16 protein-coding genes are annotated in these 20,673 nt (G+C 66.8%); 2 read left to right on the top strand and 14 right to left on the bottom strand.

What is annotated here, in order from left to right; all coding sequences use genetic code 11:
- Positions 1-2 precede the first annotated feature (2 nt).
- Positions 3-2,402 (bottom strand): bifunctional diguanylate cyclase/phosphodiesterase, encoded by a 2,400-nt coding sequence (locus NF876_RS05395; RefSeq protein WP_262267824.1) that lies wholly within the window; start codon positions 2,400-2,402, stop codon positions 3-5.
- 236 nt (positions 2,403-2,638) lie between these two features.
- Complete coding sequence (locus NF876_RS05390) at positions 2,639-4,624, bottom strand: sensor histidine kinase (protein ID WP_262267823.1); 1,986 nt, start codon at positions 4,622-4,624, stop codon at positions 2,639-2,641.
- A 321-nt stretch (positions 4,625-4,945) separates the two neighbouring features.
- Between NF876_RS05390 and NF876_RS05385 the strand changes: the two genes are divergently transcribed.
- Positions 4,946-6,136 carry a helix-turn-helix transcriptional regulator gene (locus tag NF876_RS05385; protein ID WP_262267822.1) on the top strand — a complete coding sequence of 397 codons (1,191 nt, stop codon included), beginning with the start codon at positions 4,946-4,948 and terminating at the stop codon, positions 6,134-6,136.
- Between the two features lie 112 nt (positions 6,137-6,248).
- On the opposite strand, the gene NF876_RS05380 is transcribed toward NF876_RS05385, so the two are convergent.
- From NF876_RS05380 to NF876_RS05355, 6 genes are all read right to left on the bottom strand, one after another.
- Positions 6,249-7,037: a LysE family translocator gene (locus NF876_RS05380; protein WP_262267821.1), complete on the bottom strand. Its 789-nt coding sequence runs from the start codon at positions 7,035-7,037 to the stop codon at positions 6,249-6,251.
- A 54-nt stretch (positions 7,038-7,091) separates the two neighbouring features.
- Positions 7,092-7,835: an SDR family NAD(P)-dependent oxidoreductase gene (locus tag NF876_RS05375; protein WP_262267820.1), complete on the bottom strand. Its 744-nt coding sequence runs from the start codon at positions 7,833-7,835 to the stop codon at positions 7,092-7,094.
- A gap of 8 nt (positions 7,836-7,843) precedes the next feature.
- Complete coding sequence (gene purF / locus NF876_RS05370) at positions 7,844-9,331, bottom strand: amidophosphoribosyltransferase (protein WP_262267819.1); 1,488 nt, start codon at positions 9,329-9,331, stop codon at positions 7,844-7,846.
- A gap of 484 nt (positions 9,332-9,815) precedes the next feature.
- Positions 9,816-10,421, bottom strand: coding sequence for a CvpA family protein (locus tag NF876_RS05365; RefSeq protein ID WP_262267818.1), 606 nt, complete (start codon positions 10,419-10,421; stop codon positions 9,816-9,818).
- Between the two features lie 137 nt (positions 10,422-10,558).
- Positions 10,559-11,575 carry an NADPH-dependent curcumin/dihydrocurcumin reductase gene (gene curA / locus NF876_RS05360; RefSeq protein WP_262267817.1) on the bottom strand — a complete coding sequence of 339 codons (1,017 nt, stop codon included), beginning with the start codon at positions 11,573-11,575 and terminating at the stop codon, positions 10,559-10,561.
- 186 nt (positions 11,576-11,761) lie between these two features.
- The gene (locus tag NF876_RS05355) at positions 11,762-12,628 is read right to left on the bottom strand and encodes a calcium-binding protein (RefSeq protein WP_262267816.1); all 867 of its coding nucleotides are present in this window, start codon (positions 12,626-12,628) and stop codon (positions 11,762-11,764) included.
- Positions 12,629-12,810: 182 nt separating this feature from the next.
- On the opposite strand from NF876_RS05355, the gene NF876_RS05350 reads away from it, so the two are divergent.
- Complete coding sequence (locus NF876_RS05350; protein ID WP_262267815.1) at positions 12,811-13,038, top strand: hypothetical protein; 228 nt, start codon at positions 12,811-12,813, stop codon at positions 13,036-13,038.
- On the opposite strand, the gene NF876_RS05345 is transcribed toward NF876_RS05350, so the two are convergent.
- From NF876_RS05345 to NF876_RS05320, 6 genes are all read right to left on the bottom strand, one after another.
- A complete protein-coding gene (locus NF876_RS05345; protein ID WP_262267814.1) occupies positions 13,031-14,233 on the bottom strand; it encodes a hypothetical protein in 1,203 nt (400 codons plus the stop codon). The genes NF876_RS05350 and NF876_RS05345 overlap by 8 nt on opposite strands.
- A gap of 133 nt (positions 14,234-14,366) precedes the next feature.
- Complete coding sequence (gene radA / locus NF876_RS05340) at positions 14,367-15,767, bottom strand: DNA repair protein RadA (RefSeq protein ID WP_262267813.1); 1,401 nt, start codon at positions 15,765-15,767, stop codon at positions 14,367-14,369.
- On the bottom strand, positions 15,767-16,933 hold the full coding sequence (alr, locus tag NF876_RS05335; protein ID WP_262267812.1) for an alanine racemase: 1,167 nt from the start codon (positions 16,931-16,933) through the stop codon (positions 15,767-15,769). The genes radA and alr overlap by 1 nt, the downstream gene beginning before the upstream one ends.
- Positions 16,930-18,423, bottom strand: a complete 1,494-nt coding sequence (locus tag NF876_RS05330) for a replicative DNA helicase (RefSeq protein WP_262267811.1) — start codon at positions 18,421-18,423, stop codon at positions 16,930-16,932. Before NF876_RS05330 ends, alr begins: the two co-directional genes overlap by 4 nt.
- A 557-nt stretch (positions 18,424-18,980) precedes the next feature.
- On the bottom strand, positions 18,981-19,547 hold the full coding sequence (gene rplI / locus NF876_RS05325) for a 50S ribosomal protein L9 (RefSeq protein WP_262267810.1): 567 nt from the start codon (positions 19,545-19,547) through the stop codon (positions 18,981-18,983).
- Between the two features lie 23 nt (positions 19,548-19,570).
- Positions 19,571-20,533, bottom strand: a complete 963-nt coding sequence (locus tag NF876_RS05320; protein WP_262267809.1) for a DUF2232 domain-containing protein — start codon at positions 20,531-20,533, stop codon at positions 19,571-19,573.
- Between the last annotated feature and the right edge of the window lie 140 nt (positions 20,534-20,673).

The following is a 20,673-nucleotide window of genomic DNA, read 5'->3' as shown; positions in this document are numbered from 1 at the left end:
GATCAGTTCCAGGCCGCTTTGACCTGAGGCTGCGGCAACGCCACGACGTTCGCCGCGATCAGCGGCACGAACTCCTTGATGGGCGCCGGGCGGCCGAACAGGTAGCCCTGCGCCTCGGCACATCCCTCGAGCCCGAGGAACCTCAGCTCTTCCGTCGTTTCGACGCCCTCGGCGATCACGGGAAGACCCAGGCCGCGTCCGAGGCCGAGCACGGCGCGCACGATGGCGGCCGCCTGAGGGTTCGCATGGACGGCCTGGATGAAGGATCTGTCGATCTTGATCTTGTCGAACGGGAAAGCGCGCAGGTTCGACAGGGAGGAATAGCCCGTTCCGAAATCGTCCATGGCAATGTTGACGCCGAGCGCCTTCAGCCGCTGGAGCGAGTGGAGCGCCCGGCTGGGATCCCGCACCAGCGCCGTCTCGGTGATCTCGATCTCGAGGCGATGCGGCGGCAGATTCATCTCGCCCAAGGTCGCCTCGACGAGCTCGACGAAGCCGTCGCTGGTCAGCTGAAGGGCCGAGACGTTGACCGCGATGGTCAGGGGACGCATCCACGTGGCGGCCTCGCGGCAGGCTTCGCGCATCACCCATTCGCCGAGCTTGAGGATCAAGCCGCTCTCCTCAGCGATCGGGATGAAGACGGACGGCGGAACATTGCCGCGCGCAGGGTGGTTCCACCGCAGCAGAACCTCGAACCCGTTCACCTCGCCCGTTTCGACCTGCGCCTGCGGCTGGTAGACCACGCTCAGTTCGTTGTTCGCGATCGCGCCGCGCAGATCATGCTCGATGCTGCGACGCTCCCGGATCTGGACCCCCATGGCAGCCTCGAAGAAGCGATAGGTTCCCTTGCCCTCGGTCTTGGCGCGATACAGCGCCGCGTCCGCGCTGGAGAGAAGCTCGGTGCGGTCCTTGCCGTCCGACGGATAGAGGGCGACGCCGATGCTGACGGAGACGAGGCCCGCGGGAATGCCGTCCTGCTCCCATGCGAGGCTTTTCAGCAGGGTGTCGGCGAGCCGCCCCACCTGAGCCGGATCGGTCACGAGGGGAGCGATGATGGCGAATTCGTCGCCGCCCAGACGCGCGAGCATCTGCCCCTCGCCGAGGACCGAGGAGAAATGCTTGGCGATGTCCTGGAGCACGCGGTCGCCGGCGGCATGACCGTAGATGTCGTTGACCTCCTTGAAGCCGTCCAGGTCGAGACACAGGAGGGCGAGCTGTCGACGGGCCCTGCGATGGAAGCGGATTTCACGGTCGAGGCGGTGGTCGAAGCTGGCCCTGTTGCCGAGGCCGGTGAGGGGGTCGTGATGGGCGAGATAGCGGATCTGGGCCTCCGCATTCCGACGGTCGCGGAGGTCCCGGAACGCCACCACGTTGTGCGGCGCGCCATTGTAGCTGATCTGGCGCGCGATCAGTTCGACGGGCATCAGCGCACCATCCGCATCCCGCAATTCGGTTTCGATGGCGCGGCCCAGGGAGGCGAACAGGGTGTCGCGCTTGGCGGCGTCGGGAACCCATTCCGACAGGTCCCGGCCGGCGATCTGCTCGGCCGTCAGGCCCGTCAGCCGGGCGAAGCTCTGGTTGACCGTCACGATGACGTCGCCGGCACAGACCACGAGGCCTTCCACCGCGGCATCGGTCAGGTCCCGCATCCTCTCGATCTCCAGAGAGGCGCGCCGGCGATCCCGGATATCGAGGCTCAGCGCGACGACCGCGATGAGGAGAATGGCCAGGCTGACGAGCGCCACGCCGGCCGCCAGCCAACCCGAATGAATCGAAGTGGCGGACAGGGCAATGGACGGGTCGGGCGTGATGGCGACCGCTCCCATGGCGGTGAAGTGGTGGCTGCAGATCGCAAGCGTGAGCAGCAGCGCGCCCGACAGCTTCGTGCGCAGCGTCGCGCCGCCGAGCGCCACGGACAAGGCTGCCGCGCCGATCGCCGCTCCGAGCCCGATGGACGCCGCCACCAGCCCATGGTTCCACGCGATCGTGCCCGCGACCTCGAAGGCGGCCATGCCCGTATAATGCATGACCGCGATGCCGCCGCCGACGAGTGCCCCGCCGATCCAGGGCGCCGCGACATGGCCCGGCCGGAGCGCTACCCCGAAACCGAGGCCGGTCAGCAGAACCGCCGCTATCAGGGAGACCACGGTCAGGACGACGTTGTACGCGGTCGGCACGGACGGGGAAAAGGCCAGCATCGCGATGAAATGCGTGGCCCAGATGCCGAATCCGGTCGAAGCTGCCGCGATGCCGAGCCAGGTTGCGCGATTGCCGCCGTCCGAGCGGCGCACGTGGTGAAGCAGGTTGACGGCCGTCAGCGAGGCGAGCGCACAGACCAGGGCCGCGAGAGCGACGAGCCGGAGATCGTGGTCGGAAACGACGCAGTCATAGACGGTCAGCATAACGGGCCTTCGCTGGCGATCCGCTGCGGCAACGTCGCCGCCTGCCGAAAAGCCTGTCGGTATAGATCGATGGAGACAAGGCATCCGGTCTTTCACCGGGAAGGCGGGGCGGCATCATGCCTTTGGACCGGCCTCGCGGAGAGGCGCCAATCCGCCATGGGTCTCGGGATTTTTCCCGCCCGGTAAGATGAGCCATCAAGCGGCCAAGTCAACGAGGCGGCGGGCTGCGGCCGTGGCTATCGAGGATCAGGGTTAACGCCGGATGTCGCAACATTCCCGATGGCCCGGTTCATCGTCAGGGGAAGTTCGATGTGAACCTCCAGTCCCCCCGGCTCGAAGGAGAGCCGCACCGTCGCCCGACACTGGGCCTGAAGCACACGCTCGAGCAGGGTGAAGCCGAAGCCGTGATGGGCGGGAGGCTCCACGGGAGGGCCGTTCCGCTCGACCCATGTGAGGCGGAGCGCCCGCATGCCGTCGGTGGTCTCCACGTCCCACCTCACCGCGACGCAGCCCTTGCGGACGGAAAGCGCACCGTAGCGCGCCGCATTGGTCGCCAGTTCGTGCAGCGCCATGCTCAGGGGGATCGCCAGGTCGGCCGTGAGGTTGACCTCCGGACCCTCGAGCGTGAAGCGCTGATGCCGTTTCTCCTCGAACGGCTGGAGCTCGCAGAGCAGCATGTCGCGCAGGAGCGCGGTCTGCCAATAGTCGTCCGTCAGCAGGGTCTGGGTCCTGGCGAGAGCTGCGATCCGTGACGAGAACGTCTGATTGAACTGCCTCACATGCGTCGCGCTGCGCGCCGTCGCGCTGGCCAAGGCCTCGACGACCGCGAGCGTGTTGCGAACCCGCTGGTGGAGCTCGCGCACCAGCAGGGACTGCCGCTGCTCGAACCGCTTGCGCTGGTCGATATCCTGGATCACCCGCACGCTGTACTGGAACTGCCCATGCACGCCGAAGACGGCGGTCGACGAAACGTGAAGCCAGACATTCGTGCCGTCCTTGCGGATGCAGCGACGCTCCAGCGTGTAGGTCTTCAGCTCGCCTCCGACCTGGCGATCATACAGGGCCTTCTCGGCCTCGACGACGTCCGGCGGAACGAGATCGAAGACGGTCATGGCCAGCAGTTCGTCGCGGGAATAGCCGGTGATCGACGACAGGCCTTTGTTGACTGTCAGAAACCGCCCGGACGCGTCGGTCTCGCCGATTCCCACGCTCGCATGCTCGTGAGTGGCCCACAGGCGTTCGCGGCTTTCGCGCTCGGCGCGCTTGCGGACCGCATTCTCCGCCGCGACGGAAGCGATCTGCGACAGCTGGACGAGGATCGCCTCGTCATCGGCCGTGAAGTCGCCGCGTTCCTTGTCCGACAGCATGAGCACGCCGAGCATCCCGCCCGGCGCGGCGGGAATGGGCACGGCGATCAGCCCCTCGGTCACGAGGAGGTCGGCCTCCGTGTTGCGTACGCCCTGGAGCTCCGGAAAATGGGAGAGCTCTTCCGAGGTCATCCGCAGCGGCCGCTTCGTCTGAACCACGTGCGTGTAGATGCCGACGCCGCTCTCCGCGATGGCGGCGCGCGAGAACGCGCGATACTTGTCGGAGACCGAAACGATGATCGGATCCTCGGGCCATAGAACGTACGGGATCGTGTGGGTCGAGGCCCAATGGGCGCCCACGATCCGCCGGGCCTGCTCGGTCACTTCGCGGAAAATGCTCGCCGGCATTTCCTCCAAGGTGATCCGCGCACAGGTCGCCGCAAGGGACCTCAGCTGCTCCTGGTGCCGGTGTGCCCGGGCCAGAAGGGCCTGGCGTTCCTGCTCGATCAGGACGCGGTCCGTGATGTCGTGATGGGCGGCGACCGCATAGGTCACGCCGTCGTGAAGAAGGCGGGAGACCTGAAGCCTGAACCAGCGCGTCACGGTGGGCGAGTGGCAGGGATATTCGAGCGAGAAGGTGGTCTTGCCGGCGAGGACGGCCCGGATTCCCGCCGCGGCGGCCCGGGCGCAGGGACCGTCCGCACCGACCGCACGGTCGCAGATCTCGAGATAATTGACGCCGCCCGCGACGGCTGTCGGAGCTCCGTTCGCCGCGCCGAAATCGTGCCACGCCCGGTTGACCGCAATGATGATTCCGGTCGGATCCAGCACGGCCACGGGTCCCGTGATGGCGTCCAGGATGGTCTGAGCCGGGGGCGCCGCAGGAAGACCGTTCTGCTCCGACAGCCGATTCATCGCACTTCATCTGTGATGGCGGGTGAGAACAGGGGGAAAACGGCCAATCCGCCGTCCGGTTCATTCACCGGACGGGTCGGCGTTTTCGCCGACGTCCGCACCGCCCCCAACGGCCGGTCGCAAGCTCGGCCGTTCCGGCGGGGACGGCCCGTGCCGGCTCGCGCTTGATCGAACGGGACGCGATCCTTGTGCCTTGTCGACGCCCGGTGCGCTGAAACCCTTGCGTAACAAGGATTTCCTTGGAATAATTTCGTCCTTGGATGGCTTTCGAGGCCTGGATGCGCCCCATTGGGAAAAGGTCCAGCCCGGGAGGGAAAGCCGATGGGCGAGGTGCTGTCGCATCGCAGGCTGTCGGAGCTGATCGGGTCAATCTACGATTGCGCCCTCGATCCTGGCCGCTGGGACGGAACTCTGGCCGACGTCGCCGAGACCTTCGACTGCGCGGTCGTATCCCTGACCCTCAACGATCTTCACAGCAACCGTTTCCTCATCAACAAGGCGGCCGGCTGGGAGCCGGCGCTGCTGCGGCTGAAATCGGAGCGCCACGTGCCCGAGATCAACGCCCGCCTGACCGAGTGGCTCGAAAGGCAATCGTCCATCGACGAGATGTTCGTGACCTCGGCCCATCTCCCTCCCGACTACATCCAGGCCTCGCCCTATGTGGAGGAGTGCCTGAAGCCGCAGGGTATCGTGGACATCATGCACATGTTCCTGATGCACACCCAGCGGCAGTTCGCCGAGATCGGCCTGGGGCGCCACGCCCGGCAGGGAGTCATCACGGCCCGGGAGCTCGAGCTGGGCCGCCTGCTTCTGCCTCACCTGCGCAAGGCCGTGACGATCAGCGATATCCTGGATGTGAGCTCCATCGAGCAGGCTCACATGGCCGAGGCGCTCGACGCGCTCCGGTGCGGTGTCGTGCTCACCGACGAGCGCGCCGGTATCCTGCACGCCAACCGGTCCGCCGAGCGGATGATGAGCAAGGGTGCTCCCATCCGCAGCATCCGGCGCGTCCTGGCGGCAGGCACGTCCGCCGCCAGCCGGGAGCTGCGCAGGGCGATCCTGCACGCGGCCCGCAACGGGACGCATCCGGGCGAGAGCAATGCCGCGATCCGCCTCAACGAGGCCGACCAGCCGCCCGCCTATGCGCACGTGCTGCCCATGGTGACGGGAGACCTGCGAACGCGGCTTCAGCCCAACGCGGTCGCGGCGATCTTCGTCGGCGCCACCGACGAGCAGACCGGCATCGGCCTGCTGGCCAAGGCCTACAACCTGACCGCCGCCGAGGTCAGGATCCTGGAGAGCCTCATGGCCGGCCATACCTTGGCCGAGACCGCGCAGCATTTCGGGATCGCACGGTCGACCGCCAAGACCCATCTCGACCACATCTTCGCCAAGACGGGCGTGTCCCGGCAGACCGAGCTGGTTCGGCTGACCATGCAGCTGACCCAGCCGGTCCACGGCCCCCTCGACATGGCCCATCCCTGGCCGCATCAGTTCGGTCCTCCGAGCTAGCGCACCGTGCGAAAAAGTGGACCCGGTTTTTCGCGTCGAACGGTGCGCCCCTCAAGGGATTGAGCATCGGATCCGATCCCAAAAGTGGATTCCACTTTTCCCGTCCGATACTCTAGATCCTCATCTCCCAGGCATTCGCCGCCATCAGCACGCCGAGCGCCCCGAGGATCAGGCCCGACGCCTTGTTGATGAAATTGAGGACCGTCACGTTCAGCTTCGAGCGCAGGGCCGCGACGCTTCCGCTCACGATCAGCCACCAGGTGACCGATGCCGCGAAGACCCCGGCGATCATCGTGGAAGCGGCGGCCGGCGCAGGCGACGCGACGGCCGGGAGGACCGCCGCGAGGAGCGCCGGCGTCAGCGGATTGAGCAGGGCGCAGGCGACGGCGCTGCAATAGGACGACAGGGCTCCCTGATCCTGGGCGATCGAACCGGCCAGCGATACGGTCCGCCGCAGCACGCGCGCGCTGAACCAGAAGAGAAGGCAGGCCGAAACGGCGCACAGGAACCCCTGGCTCTCGCCCAGGACCGGGGAGATCGCCGGTCCGACGCCCAGGATGGCACAGGTCGTGTAGATCACCAGGACCGTGGCGGCCCCGAGCCCGGTGGCGAAGCCCGTCACGGCTCCGTAGATCAGGGCCCGCTGAATGCAGAGGACGCTCATCGGGCCGATCGGCACCGTGATCACGAATCCCACTGTCGCTCCGGAGATGAATGCCGATGTGCCCGTCATGATCGTGCCTCGCCATGCCGTGTCGAGGCGGATCTTCGTCCCGGCGCGGGCTGGTCGACGCACCGCCTCATTCAGGAGAAGCGAGGCTAACGTGGCAAGGCCCGGCGCCGCGTCCACCGTTTGGTGGAGACGGGGCGATCCGGGCCAGGGCGAGGGCAGGGCTGTCACCCTGCCTCGTCCGGCTCTCAACCCTTTCGGCGCGAGAATGTTCAGGCGGGACGGTCAGGCCGGGGGCTGCGGCTCGATGATCTTCCCGTCCTGCGTGAAGTCATAGATCTTGCCGGTCTCGGTCCAGGACGGCAGGGCGAGCTTCACGATGTGCGGGGCAAGATCGTCCGGCGTCTTCAGGGTCAGCGGATCCTCGCCGGGCATGGCCGTGCGGCGCATGGCGGTGCGCAGCGGGCCCGGATTGAGCAGCATGGCCCTGACCGGGGTCGTGGCGGTTTCCGCCGCATAGGTGCGCACCAGCGCCTCGAGGGCCGCCTTCGAGACGGAATAGACGCCCCAATAGGCGTTGTGCTTGTGGGCGGCCCCGGAGGTGATGAAGATCGCGCGGCCGGCGTCGGACTTGCGCAGCAGCGGGTCGAGGGAGCGGATCAGCCGGTAATTGGCCGTCACGTTGACGGCCATGACCTCGTCCCAGACCGGCTGGTCGATATGCGTGATGGGCGCCAGCTCCCCGAGCTGGCCGGCATTGCCGAGCAGGATATCGAGCTTGCCCCAGCGCTCGTAGATGGCGGCGCCCAGGCGGTCCAGGGCCTCGAGGTCCTTCAGGTTGACCGGCACCAGGGTCGCCGACGAGCCCTTGGCGCGGATCTCGTCGTCGAGGGATTCGAGCGCGCCCTGGGTCCGGGCCAGCGCGATCACATGCGCGCCGGCTTCCGCGAGGGCGAGCGCCGCCGCGCGGCCGATGCCGCGCGAGGCGCCGGTGACGACCGCGACGCGGTCCTGAAGAGGCTTGTCCATGAAAACGCTCAGTCGGCTTCGGCGAGGACGGCGAGACGGCGCGGGGTCGCGACCGTGAGGTCGGTCAGGGGCGTCGGGTAGTCGCCCGTGAAGCAATGGTCGGTGAATTGCGGCTGAGCCGGGTTGCGGCCCGTCTCGCCCATGGCCCGGTAGACGCCATCGATGGACAGGAAGGCCAGCGAATCGGCCCCGATATACTGGCGCATCTGCTCCAGGTCGTGGGTGGCGGCGAGCAGCTTCTCCTTCTCCGGCGTATCGATGCCGTAGAAGTCGGGATGGGTGATCGGCGGGCTGGAAATGCGGAAATGCACTTCCTTGGCGCCGGCCTCGCGCATCATGCGCACGATCTTCACCGAGGTCGTGCCCCGCACGAGGCTGTCGTCCACGAGCACGATGCGCTTGCCGGCGATCGCCGAGCGGTTGGCGGAGTGCTTCATGCGCACACCGAGCTCGCGGACCGACTGGGTCGGCTGGATGAAGGTGCGGCCCACGTAATGGTTGCGGATGATGCCGAGCTCATAGGGCAGGCCGCAGGTCTGGGCGAATCCCAGAGCGGCCGGCACGCCGGAATCCGGCACGGGGATCACCACGTCGGCATCGGCGGGCGATTCGAGCGCGAGCTCGCGGCCCATGCCCTTGCGGACCTCGTAGACGCTGCGGCCGTTCACGACCGAGTCCGGGCGGGCGAAGTAGATGTACTCGAAGATGTCGGGACGGGCTGGCTGCTCAGGCACGAACCGGAAGGACTCGAGGCCCTCGTCCGAGATGACCACGCATTCCCCGTTCTCGACGTCGCGGATGAAGCGGGCGCCGATGATGTCCAGCGCGCAGGTCTCGGAGGCCAGGATGTAGCGGCCATCGAGCTCGCCCAGCACCAGCGGGCGGATGCCGAGGGGATCGCGGGCGCCGATCAGCTTCTTGTTGGTGAGCGCCACGAGGGCATAGGCTCCCTCGAGCTTCTGGATCGCCTCGACGAAGCGGTCGACCACCCGGTCCTTGCGGCTGCGGGCCACGAGGTGGACGATGACCTCCGTGTCCGTGGTGGACTGGCAGATGGCGCCGTCGCGGATGAGATTGCGGCGCAGCGTCAGGCCGTTGGTCAAATTGCCGTTATGGGCGACCGCGAAGCCGCCGCCGTCGAGTTCGGCGAACAGGGGCTGCACGTTGCGCAGGACCGTCTCGCCGGTGGTCGAGTAGCGGGTATGGCCGATGGCGGAGAGGCCCTCCAGGCGCTCGATGGTCGCCCGGTCGGAGAAGTTGTCGCCCACGAGGCCGAGCTTGCGCTCGGAATGGAAGACCGAGCCGTCATAAGAGACGATGCCCGCCGCCTCCTGGCCGCGGTGCTGCAGAGCATGGAGGCCGAGCGCCGTGATGGCGGCCGCGTCGGGGTGGCCGTAGATGCCGAAGACGCCGCATTCTTCGCGCAGGGTATCGCCGTCGAGGTCGAGGTTCACCTGCTTCGGGGTGACCTGCCACGTCTCTGACAAAGCAGACATCGATCAAATCCTTGGGATTCGCGCCCCCACCGGCGCCGCCCTTATGTAGTCGGCATCAGGCCAAACGCCAATGGCCAATCTGACGCTGTCGGAAACGTGATCCGGGCGCTCGAGGATCGGACGTGAAACGTGGAGCCCGGTTCGGGATCGGATCCGATGCTCGACTCTTGCCTGGCGCATCGTCCGGGACCCGGTCTTGATTCCTCGGCCGGATGGTCACCCCTTCGTCATCACCGGGTCACACCACCCTCTCACGTCATCACCGGGCTCGTCCCGGTGATCCCGCTTCTGAGAGGCGCCGCGCTTCAGCGGATCGGGATGGCCGGGACAAGCCCGGCCATGACGTGGGGAGGGTCGTGGGGAGGGTCGTGGAAGGGTGTTCGCACTGGCCCGTGCCACCCTCGACGTCATCATCGGGCTCGTCCCGGTGGTCCCGATTGCCGGGAACGCCGCACCTCACCGGAGCGGCGCATCGTTCGGCGCGCTAGCTGCGCCGCTGTGGGGCTGGCGGTGCCGCCGGGGCAGCCGGAGCGGCCGGCCGCTGCGGATCGGGCTCGGCCGGCTCGGCATCCGCCGGCGCTTCCTTGTTGCGCAGCCGCTGGATCAGGGCTTCGGCATTTTCCGGCAGCATGGCGATGATGTTGTCGCGGGTGTTCTCCATGGCCGGACGGGTGCGGGACGAGGCCGCCCATTCGGGCTCCTTGCCCTGGAGCAGCCAGCCCAGGAAGGCCCAGCCGATCACGCAGATGAGGAAGCCGCGGGCCGCCCCGAAGAAAAGCCCCAGCGTCCGGTCGAGGGCCCCGATGCGGGAATCGAGGATCAGATCGGAGATCTGCACCGTGATGATCGACACGATGATCAGGGTGACGACGAAAATGCCCCCGATCGAAGCCACGAGAGCCACCGTGTTGCTGCTGATATATTGCTGCGCGATCGGCAGAGCCGTCGGATGCAGGTACCAGGCTGCGGCCGCCGCCACGACCCAGGCGACGATCGCGAGCACTTCGCGGGTGAAGCCGCGCACGGCAGCGAGAAGGGCCGAGATCAGGACGATACCGATGACGACGAGGTCCAGAACGGAAACGGGCATGGGCCGGGCCTACGCAATAGAACAGGAATGGAGCCGCCTTCGCGGGTTCGAAGCCTTGGCTCTATAGCGTTAAGAAAGGCTTTCGTCACCCTTGAACGCGCGCAGGCTGTGCGAAGAGAGCCGGAGGCGGCAGCCGCTCAGGAAACCTGCACGATCAGCTTGCCGAAATTCCTACCCTCGAGCATTCCGATGAAGGCCTCGGGCGCGCTCGCGAGCCCGTCGACGATGTCCTCCTGGTACTTGACGCGGCCCTCGGCGATCCATTGCGCCATGTCCCGGTAGAAGTCCGGGCGCTGCGCATGGAATTCCCTCTGGATGAAGCCGCGGATCGTCAGGCTCTTGGTGAGCACGTCGCGCATCAGGACCGGCAAACGGTCGGGCCCGTCGAACGGACCCGTGCTGTTGTATTGCGCCACGAGGCCGCAGACCGGAATCCGCGCGAACGTGTTCAGCAGGGGAAACACCGCCTCCCACACCCTGCCGCCGACATTCTCGAAATAGACATCGATTCCGTTGGGGCATGCGGCGCGCAGATCCTCCGCGAAGGTCGGGGACCGGTGATCGAGGGCGGTGTCGAATCCGAACACGTCCCGCACCAGCGCACATTTGTCCGGTCCGCCCGCGATGCCCACCGCCCGGGCTCCCTTGATGCGCGCGATCTGGCCGACCGCCGATCCCACCGGGCCGCTCGCCGCGGCCACCACGACGGTCTCGCCCGGCTTGGGCTGACCGAGGGTGAGAAGGCCGGCATAGGCCGTGAATCCCGGCATCCCGAGCACCCCCAGGGCAGTCGTGACGGGCGCCTGCCGCGGATCGAGCTTGCGCAGGTCGGTCCCATCGGAGAGGGCATAGGATTGCCAGCCCGAATAGGACAGGACCCAGTCACCCGCGGCATGGTCGGGGTGGCGGCTCTCCAGGACCTCGGCCACGGTGCCTCCCTCCATGACCTGCCCGATTTCCACCGAAGCGGCATAGGATTTCGCGGCGCTCATCCGGCCGCGCATGTAGGGGTCGAGGGAGAGATAACGGATTTTGAGCAGGACCTGTCCTTCGCCGGGGCTCGGGATCGGCATCCGCACGAACTCGAAATTGTCCGGCGACGGGCGTCCTGTCGGACGCGAGGCAAGGAGGACTTGGAGGTTCTGCTCTGTCACGGTGAGACTCCTGCTGCAGGCGGGCCCGCGCTGCCATCGGCCATGGCGCGGGGACGGCGAGCACCATAACGGATGGGGTGCCGGTCGCGTTCGTCAAGCCTTCGAGGGGCCTTCCGGGCGAGCGCTCTCCTATGAAAAAGCCCCGGCGGAGACCGCCGGAGCCCGAGCTCGTAGCCTCTTGGGACCTCAGATGAACAGAATGTCGCTGAAGGCGAGGGCGGCGCCGGGTTTCAGCTTGAGGATCTCGATCGGCTTGGCGCCGCCCGAACCGTCCACGTCGAGAGAGACGGTCCCGCTCTTCTTGCTGTAGACGACATAGTCGTTCCCGTCCTTGGACGTGGTCCCGACGGTGAAGAACTTCTTCTCCAGCTTGCCTTCCTTGAAGACCTTGTCGAGCCCGACCGAGGACTTCTTGTCGGGCTTGCCCTTCTTGGCGAAGTCGAGGACATCGCTCTTCGACGCCTTGACCTTGAAGGTCTTCAGGGCGTCGAGATCGAACACGATCTTGTCCTGTCCGGACTTGAAGTCCTCGATGTGGTCGAAATGGCCCTTCTTGAAGGGGGCGTCGAACACGAAGGTATCCGCGCCGTCGCCGCCGAAGAGGAAGTCCTTGCCGGCGCCTCCGTTGAGGGTGTCGTCGCCGGCAAATCCCTTGAGCCTGTCGTTGCCGGACAGGCCGTTGATGATGTCGGCGTCGGCGCTTCCATAGAGCTTGTTGTCGTTGCCGGTGGTGCCGGTCACGATTTCCGCGCCGTTGGTGACGTTGACCGTGACCGAGACAGTCTCCACCGTGGTCGGCGTGACGGTGCTTGTGCTCGTGGCCGCGATCGAGAGCGTGAACACATTCGGGCTCGACTCGTAATCGAACAGACCCGGCGTCTTCACCCGCAGTTCGCTGCCGGCGATCTCGAACCGGTCGTCCAGGTCGTCGGACAGAGTGAACGTGAAGGTTTCATCGGCTGTGGCGCCGTTGACGGTGAGGGTTGCAATGACCCGGCCGGGCTCCGGGTTCTCCGGCACGTCCAGCATGGGCGAAATGACAATGGTCGCCATGGAATTACTGTAAAATGGCTTGCGGACTGGTCCGATACTTCTTTCGAGGTACCCTGAACGGGCACCGAAGGACCACTGTCCTGGCGCGGTTCTAAGGTGTCAATGCGGCCGAAAGGTCTAGTCACATGCCTGCCCGGACCTAGGCCCCTGCGGTTGTCTGTCGGTCAGCCTCGATCTGAACCATGAGCCCGCCGATTGGGGCGACGATGTCGTGCCGCCGGACGGCCGATCCCGCTGCCCAGGCCCGTCTGCGCCTCCTCGACAGCCAGCGGCCCGGTCCGCCGAAGCGGAACGTGTCGGGCGGGAGAGACGCGACCGGCGGCTGGAGCACCACGACCGGGTCCGCGGCTGGCTCGGTGCTGCGCGGGCCGCGCATGGGCAAGGTCGAGACGCCGTCCGCCTTCAGATGAACAGGAAGTCGTCGGCGCCGAGCGTCGTGCCCGGCTTCACCTTCAGAATCTCGATCCCTTTGGCTTTGCCGGAGCCGTCGAGATCCAGGTACACGATGCCGCTCTTCTTGTTGTAGAAGACGTAGTCGTCCGCGCCGCCGGGACCTTCACCGGATTTCGTGCCGATGTCGAAGAACTTCTTTTGAAGCTTGTGGCCCTTGCGGAAGACCTTGTCGAAGCTGACGCCCTTCGTGCCGCCCTTGTCGTCCGAGCCGCTTTTCGCCGTCCCATCGCCCGCCTTGGCTCCTTTCGCCTTGTACGCCTTCAGGGCGGAAAGGCTGATCTGGATCGTATCGTCGGCGGCGTTGAAATCTTCGATCCGATCGAAATGGCCTTTCTTCACGGGGGTATCGAAGACGAACACGTCATGACCGTCGCCGCCGTAGAGCCGGTCCTTGCCGGCGCCGCCATTGAGCGTGTCGTCACCGGCAAAGCCGTAGAGCGTGTCGTTGCCTGACAGCCCTGTGAGCAGGTCCGCCCCGGCCGTGCCGAGGAACCCGTCCTTCGCCGCCAGGTCGCTCCGGATGTCCACCGCATCCGACACATCGACGGTCAGACTGGTCGTATAGGCATTCCCGTCGGAATCTCTCACCTCCACGGTGATCTGGTGCGATTGCGCGCTCGTGTAATCGAGCATCGAGCCGTCCTTCACGACGAGATTGCCGTCCCTGATGGCGAAGCGTCCGCCGGCATCGTCGGTCAGGGTAAAGGTGAAGGTGTCGTCGTCGTCGGGATCGGACGCCCAGAGAGAGCCGATCACGGTCCCGGCTTGCGCATGCTCGACCACGGAAGTGTTCGACAGGACGAGTCCGGTCGGAGCCGTGTTGTCTGTCACCGTAACGGTGAGAGTCGTTGTTCCGATGGGCGTTCCCCCGTCGGTGGCGGCGATCCGGAAGGTGAAATGATTGAGGGCGTCGTTCTCGAAGTCGAACAGGCTGCTGCCGTCGCCGCTGACGTTGTTTTTGACGACGAGCACGAAATTCACGATGCCTTCCTGGTAGAGTTCCTTGATCTCGAAGCGTCCGCTGCCCGGATCGATCAGCCTGAACCGGGCATTCTCGGTGGCGTCCTCTCCGGTGACGCCGATGAAGCCCACGATGGTGCCGATCTGAGGGTTCTCGATCACCGTCGCGTTCGAAAGATAAACCGTCGCCATGCTGCCTCCAGGGTCCCGGGCCCGTCACTGTGTCCGCCGAAGAAGCATTCGGCAGAACCAGGCATGCATGTTATATTATATCATTGGATGATCAAGTCGGCCGGTCGGCCTAGGACGCCTGACAGGACGGGGCTCAGGACGCCTTGCGCCGGCGCGCGGCGATGCCGGCGACCAGATCGGTGATATGCCCGATGGAGGATGCCGCGAGGGGCAGTCTCTCCGGCTTGCCTTTCTCCACGCGCGGCGCCGGTGCGACGGCGCCTGAAAAGCCGAGCTTCGCCGCTTCCTTCAGACGCGCCTGCTCCTGGGCCACCGGCCGGATGGCCCCGGAGAGGCCCATTTCGCCGAAATAAACCGTATCGGGCGGGAGCGGATTGCCCGAGAGCGACGAGACCAGAGCCGCCGCGGCGGCAAGGTCCGCGGCGGGCTCGGTGATGCGCAGGCCCCCGGCCACGTTGAGGTAGACGTCGTGCATGCCGAGCTTCAGGCCGCCATGGGCCTCGAGCACCGCGAGCACCATGGACAGACGGCTCTGGTCCCAGCCGACCACGGCGCGCCGCGGGGTGCCGAGCGAGGACGGGGCCACGAGGGCCTGGATCTCCACGAGGAGCGGGCGGGTGCCCTCCATGCCGGCGAAGACCGCCGTCCCGGGCGTCGCCATGTCGCGGCCGGCCAGGAACAGTTCGGACGGGTTCGAGACCTCGCGTAGGCCCTGGTCGGACATCTCGAACACGCCGATCTCGTCGGTCGGGCCGAAGCGGTTCTTTACCGCGCGCAGGATCCGGAAATGGTGGCCCGTGTCGCCCTCGAAGGAGACCACCGCGTCGACCATGTGCTCGACCACGCGCGGGCCGGCGATCTGCCCGTCCTTGGTCACGTGGCCGACGAGAATTACGGCGGTTCCGGTGGTCTTGGCGAAGCGGATCAGGGCCTGGGCGGAGCCGCGCACCTGGGTGACCGTGCCGGGGGCCGATTCCACCGTCTCGGTCCACATGGTCTGGATGGAGTCGATGATGGCCAGCGCCGGCGGACGCCCCTGGCTCAAGGTCGCGATGATGTCCTCGACATTGGTCTCGGAGGCGAGCTCGACCGGCGCCTGCCCGAGGCCGAGGCGCTCGGCCCGCAGGCGCACCTGCGCGACCGCCTCCTCGCCCGAGATGTAGGCGACCCGCTCGCCCCGGTTGGCGAGCGCGGCCGAGGCCTGCATGAGGAGGGTCGACTTGCCGATGCCGGGATCGCCGCCGAGCAGGATGATCGAGCCATGCACGAAGCCGCCGCCGGTGACCCGGTCGAGTTCGGCAATGCCGGAGGGCGTGCGCGGCGCCTCCTTGGTCTCGCCGGAGAGGCCTTCGAGCGGGAAGATCCGGCCCTTGGCGCGGGAGGGGCGGGTCGAGACCGGGCCTGCCATGGGGGACGCGGAACCGGCCTCCTCGGCGATGGTGTTCCAGCCGCCGCAGGCCTCGCACTTGCCTTTCCAGCGGTTGTAGACCGCGCCGCATTCCTGGCACACGAAGGAGGGGTGACGCTTGGCCATCAGCCCCGGCCCCCATGGTAGGCGCGGGCATAGCGGGACCCGAGACCGGTCAGGATCTCGTACCCGATGGTGCCGGCCCGGCGTCCGGCCTCGTCGACCGTGAGATCGCCTCCGATCAGGGTCACGGTGTCGCCGCGCCGGATCTCGTTCTCGGGCACGTCCGTCACGTCGACGGTGATCAGGTCCATGGAGACGTTGCCGGCGAACGGGCAGGGCCGGCCGGCCACGAGGGTCATGCCGGCGAGCAGCTCGTCGCCGCTCTTGCCCCGGGCGCTCGCCGCGCGCGGATAGCCGTCCGCATAGCCGACCGACAGGGTCGCGATGCGGCGCTTTTCCAGCGCGAGCCAGCGGCCGTTATAGCCGACCGTTTGGTCGGCCTCGACCCAGCGCAGCTGCACGATGCGGGCCTCGAGGCCCACGACCGGCTTCATGGGATTGTCCCGGTCCGGGGTCGGGTTGCCGCCGTAGAGCGCGTAGCCCGGACGCACGAGATCGTAACCGGGCCTGTCGGCGAGGAAGATGCCGGACGAGTTCGGGAGCGATGCGGGAATGCCGGGCAGGGACGACCGGACGGCCTCGAAAGCCTCGATCTGCTGGCGGTTCAGCGGGTTGGCGCTCTCCTCGGCGCTCACGAAATGACTCATGAGAAGGGAGGTGTCGAAATCCTTCAGCTCCGACCGGTCCTTCAGTTCCAGCCCCTGCGGGACGGTGAGGCCGAGGCGGTTCATGCCGGTATCCACATGGATCGCGGCCTTCCGCTTCCGGCCTTCTGCCCGGCAGAACCCGGCCCATTCCTCGATCTCCTCGAAGGAGCCGAGAACGGGACGCAGGTCGAACTCGGCATAGGTCGGGCCGGTGCCGGAAAACAGGCCGTTCAGCACGTAGACGGCAGCCCCGGGCGCGACCGCGCGCACGCGGACCGCCTCGCTCAGATGCGCCACGAAGAACGTCCGGCAGCCGGCCCCCGCGAGAGCCGGAACGGCCTGCTCGATGCCGATGCCGTAGGCGTTCGCCTTGACGACGGCGGCGGTCTCGGCGCCGCCCGCCTTGTCACGCAGGGTGCGCCAGTTCGACGCCAGACCATCGAGATCGACGTGCAGGATGCCGCCGGCGGCGGTCTCGGGGATGCTGCCGGCCGTGGCTTTGTGGGAGGTGAGTTCGGTCAATCGCCAATCCGTTCGGGAAGTTTGTCTTCATCCGCAAGGTCGGTGAAGCGGGTGATGTCGGCCTGGAAGGCCAGCTGCACGGTGCCCGTGGGACCGTGACGCTGCTTGCCGATGATGACCTCGGCCTTGCCGTGGACCTGATCCATTTCCGACTGCCACTTGAAGTATTCCTCGGTGCCGGGCTTCGGCTCCTTGTTCTTCAGATAGTACTCCTCGCGGTAAACGAACATGACCACGTCGGCGTCCTGCTCGATCGAACCCGATTCACGAAGGTCGGCGAGCTGCGGCCTCTTGTCGTCGCGGGCCTCCACCTGACGGGAGAGCTGGGACAGGGCGATGAGCGGGACCGCCAGTTCCTTGGCGAGCGCCTTGAGGCCCGTGGTGATCTCGGTGAGCTCCTGCACCCGGTTCTCGCCCTTCTTGGCCGAGCCGGACAGAAGCTGGAGGTAGTCGACGATCAGGATGTCGAGGCCGCGCTGGCGCTTCAGGCGCCGGGCGCGGGCGGTGAGCTGCGCGATGGAGATGCCGCCGGTCTGGTCGATGTAGAACGGGATCGACTGCATCTCGCGGGCGGCCTCCGTGATCTTGTAGAAATCGTCCTCCCGCATGTCGCCGCGTCGGATCTTGTAGGACGGCACGCCGGACTGCTCCGCGATGATGCGGGTCGCGAGCTGCTCGGCGGACATTTCGAGGGAGAAGAAGCCCACGATGCCGCCGTTCACGGTCTTCAGATGGCCGTCCTGCTGCTTCTCGGCCCGGTAGGCCTTGGCGATGTTGAACGCGATGTTCGTCACCAGCGAGGTCTTGCCCATGGCCGGACGCCCGGCCAGGATGATCAGGTCCGAGGGTTGCAGGCCGCCCAGGGACTTGTCGAGATCGATCAGCCCGGTCGAGACGCCCGAGAGCGCCCCTTCGCGCTTGTAGGCCGCCGCCGCCATGTCGATCGCCGAGGTCAGCGCGTCGGAGAAGCGCTGGAAGCCCCCGTCGGACCGGCCCGTCTCGGCGATCGCGTAGAGGCGCCGCTCCGCCTCCTCGATCTGCTCCCGGGGCGAGTTCTCGACCGGCGCGTCGAAGGCGTTGTTGACGATGTCCTCGCCGATATTGATGAGGTTGCGGCGGATCGCCAGGTCGTAGATCGTGCGGCCGTAATCCTCGGCGTTGATGACCGTGGTCGCCTCGGCGGCCAGGCGGGCGAGGTACTGGGACACCGTGATCCCGCCGAGATCCTGGTCGCCCAGGAAGGTCTTCATGGTGATCGGGGTGGCGATCTTGCCGGCCTTGATCAGGCTCGTCGCCACCTCGTAGATGCGCCGGTGCAGGTCCTCTATGAAGTGGCCGGCTTCGAGGAAGTCGGAGACCCGGTAATAGGCGTCGTTGTTGACCAGAATCGCGCCCAGCAGAGCCTGTTCGGCCTCGATGTTGCTGGGGGGCGTCCGAAACTGCGGCTCGGCGGTTTCGAGGCGGGCGATCAGGGCATTGGCGGTGGCCATCGGGCGCTCCGAAAACAGGAAAGGGTTAGAGTCTCTTAGACCGCAATTGGTGTCCTAAAGGTTGCCGGGCGGACACGAAGCCGGGACTCTCCCCGAGCTGTCCTCGCTGTCCTCGATTCTCACACCGTTCCTCCTTCTGCGGGCGTCGCAGCTTGACTCTCGCGCAAGCCTCGAACCCAAAAGAAAAACGCTCCCCGTCGAATCGACGGAGAGCGCGATTTTAGAACAAATCAAGAACTCGAGCAATCGCTCCAGCTTGGATCTCCACACCTGCCGTCATGGCCGGGCTTGATCCGGCCATCCCGGCCGGAGGAGCTCGGCGCTCCCTGGGATCGGGATCACCGGCACAAGGCCGGTGACGACGTGAGACGTGTGCTAGAGCATCGGACGGACCCAGAGGGCCGCGTCAGCGAAAAGTGGCCCCGGTTTTCCGTTCTGACCGATGCTCTCATTCAAGAAGAAAGCATCGGATGGATCCCAAAAGTGCAAGTCCACTTTTGGGTCCGATGCTTTAGCGAGGCGATCGAGGTCGTGCCGCCGGAGACGGCAGCGAACCCTCAGAGCTCCTCGTCGCCACCGGCCTCGGCCAGGGCGGCGCCGACCTCCAGGCCGAGGTCGTCGAGGTTCGTCTCCTCGCGGGTCGTGACCTGCTCGCCGCGGGCCTGACGCTCGGCTTCCTCGGGGCTGCGGGCGACGTTGATCGTCACCTGGACCTCGACCTCCGGGTGGAGGACGACCGGCACGGTGTGCAGGCCGATGGTCTTGATCGGCTGGTTGATGGCGATCTGGTTGCGATCGACCGTGAAGCCGTTCTGGGTCATGATCTCGGCGAGGTCGCGGGTCGAGACCGAGCCGTAGAGCACGCCGGTCTCGCCGGACTGGCGCAGGATGATGAAGCTCTGGCCGTTCAGCTTCTCGCCGACGACTTCGGCTTCCTTGCGGCGCTCGAGGTTGCGGGCCTCGAGCTGGGCGCGCTGAGCCTCGAAGTGCTTCTTGTTGGCATCCGTGGCGCGCAGGGCCTTGCCGCGCGGCAGGAGGAAGTTGCGTGCGTAGCCGGAGCGGACCTTCACGGTCTCGCCCATCTGACCGAGCTTTGCGACGCGCTCGAGAAGGATCACTTCCATGGTTGTCTCCTTTAGGTTCGTGATCAGGTGGAAAGGGTTGGCGGTGGGTTCGGACGCGAGCCGAAGCGGCGGCGCAGCCCGAAGACGGTGTCGGCGATGCCGAACAGGGCCAGGGCGACCATCAGGATGCCCTGGGTGACGAAGATCAGCACGTAGAGGGCCGACAGGATGAAGGAACGGCCCGACTTGCCCCGCGTGCGGTCGTGAATGGCGGCGAGGCCCTGAAGGGCGAACGCCATCAGGAAGGCGCCGGACAGGGCCATGCCCAGGGCGCCGAAGAAGCCCTCGAAGCTGGCGACCACGAGGGAGCCGATCAGGATCAGCCCGGCGGAGCGCGGCATCACCAGTTCCGGGACGGACGGCCAGGGACGCGGCAGACGCTTCGAGGCCTGCACGATCCGGGCGGCCGCCCAGAGATAAAGCGCCAGCACGGTGGCGAAGCCCTGGGCCGACAGGAACGGCGTCAGGCGGGCAAAGAGGCCGACGAGTTCCTCGCGGGTCTCCGCGTCGAGCGCGCCGGGTCCCGAGGTGCCGAACTGGGAATTCACGAAGGTCTCGGCGACCGCGCGGGCATTCTGGTCGAAGGCGCTGAAATCGCCCCCCGTCGAGATCACGCCCGCCGCCATGATGGTGAGCGCGGCCGTGGCGGCGATCCAGGCGAGAAGGCGGCCGACCGGATACCATTCCATGGTCCCGTCCGCCCCGGAGCGCCCGAGAAGGGCGAGATAGGACAGCCACCAGGCGGGCAGGGCGGTGATGAGGGCGAAGCCCAGTCCGCTGAGCGGGGACAGGATCAGGGCGATCGCGAGGCCGCCCACGAGAGCCGCCACGAGGCCGGACCGGTGGTCCCAGCCGAGCGACACGATCAGAACGGGAATGGGAGCCAGGAGATACAGCACGGCAGCCAGCGGCGTCGCCTTGACGATCACCGCGGTCAGAAGGGCCGATACGAGGCCCGCGCCTATGCCTGTCGCTACAAAGTTCATCGTCTCGCTGTCCCGCTGCTCATGGGCAGGGTTAGGGGCCTCGGCCCCAACTGACCCGGCGGATTCGCACCGCTGGGCGATCTGAAGGAGGAGCGGGGGGGGGGGCGCCGGGCCGCCCGCCGGGGGGGGGGATGGGGAGA

This window comes from Microvirga yunnanensis (genome assembly GCF_025460875.1).
Note: the sequence above shows the minus strand (reverse complement) of the source record. Positions and strands in the feature narration are given on the sequence as shown.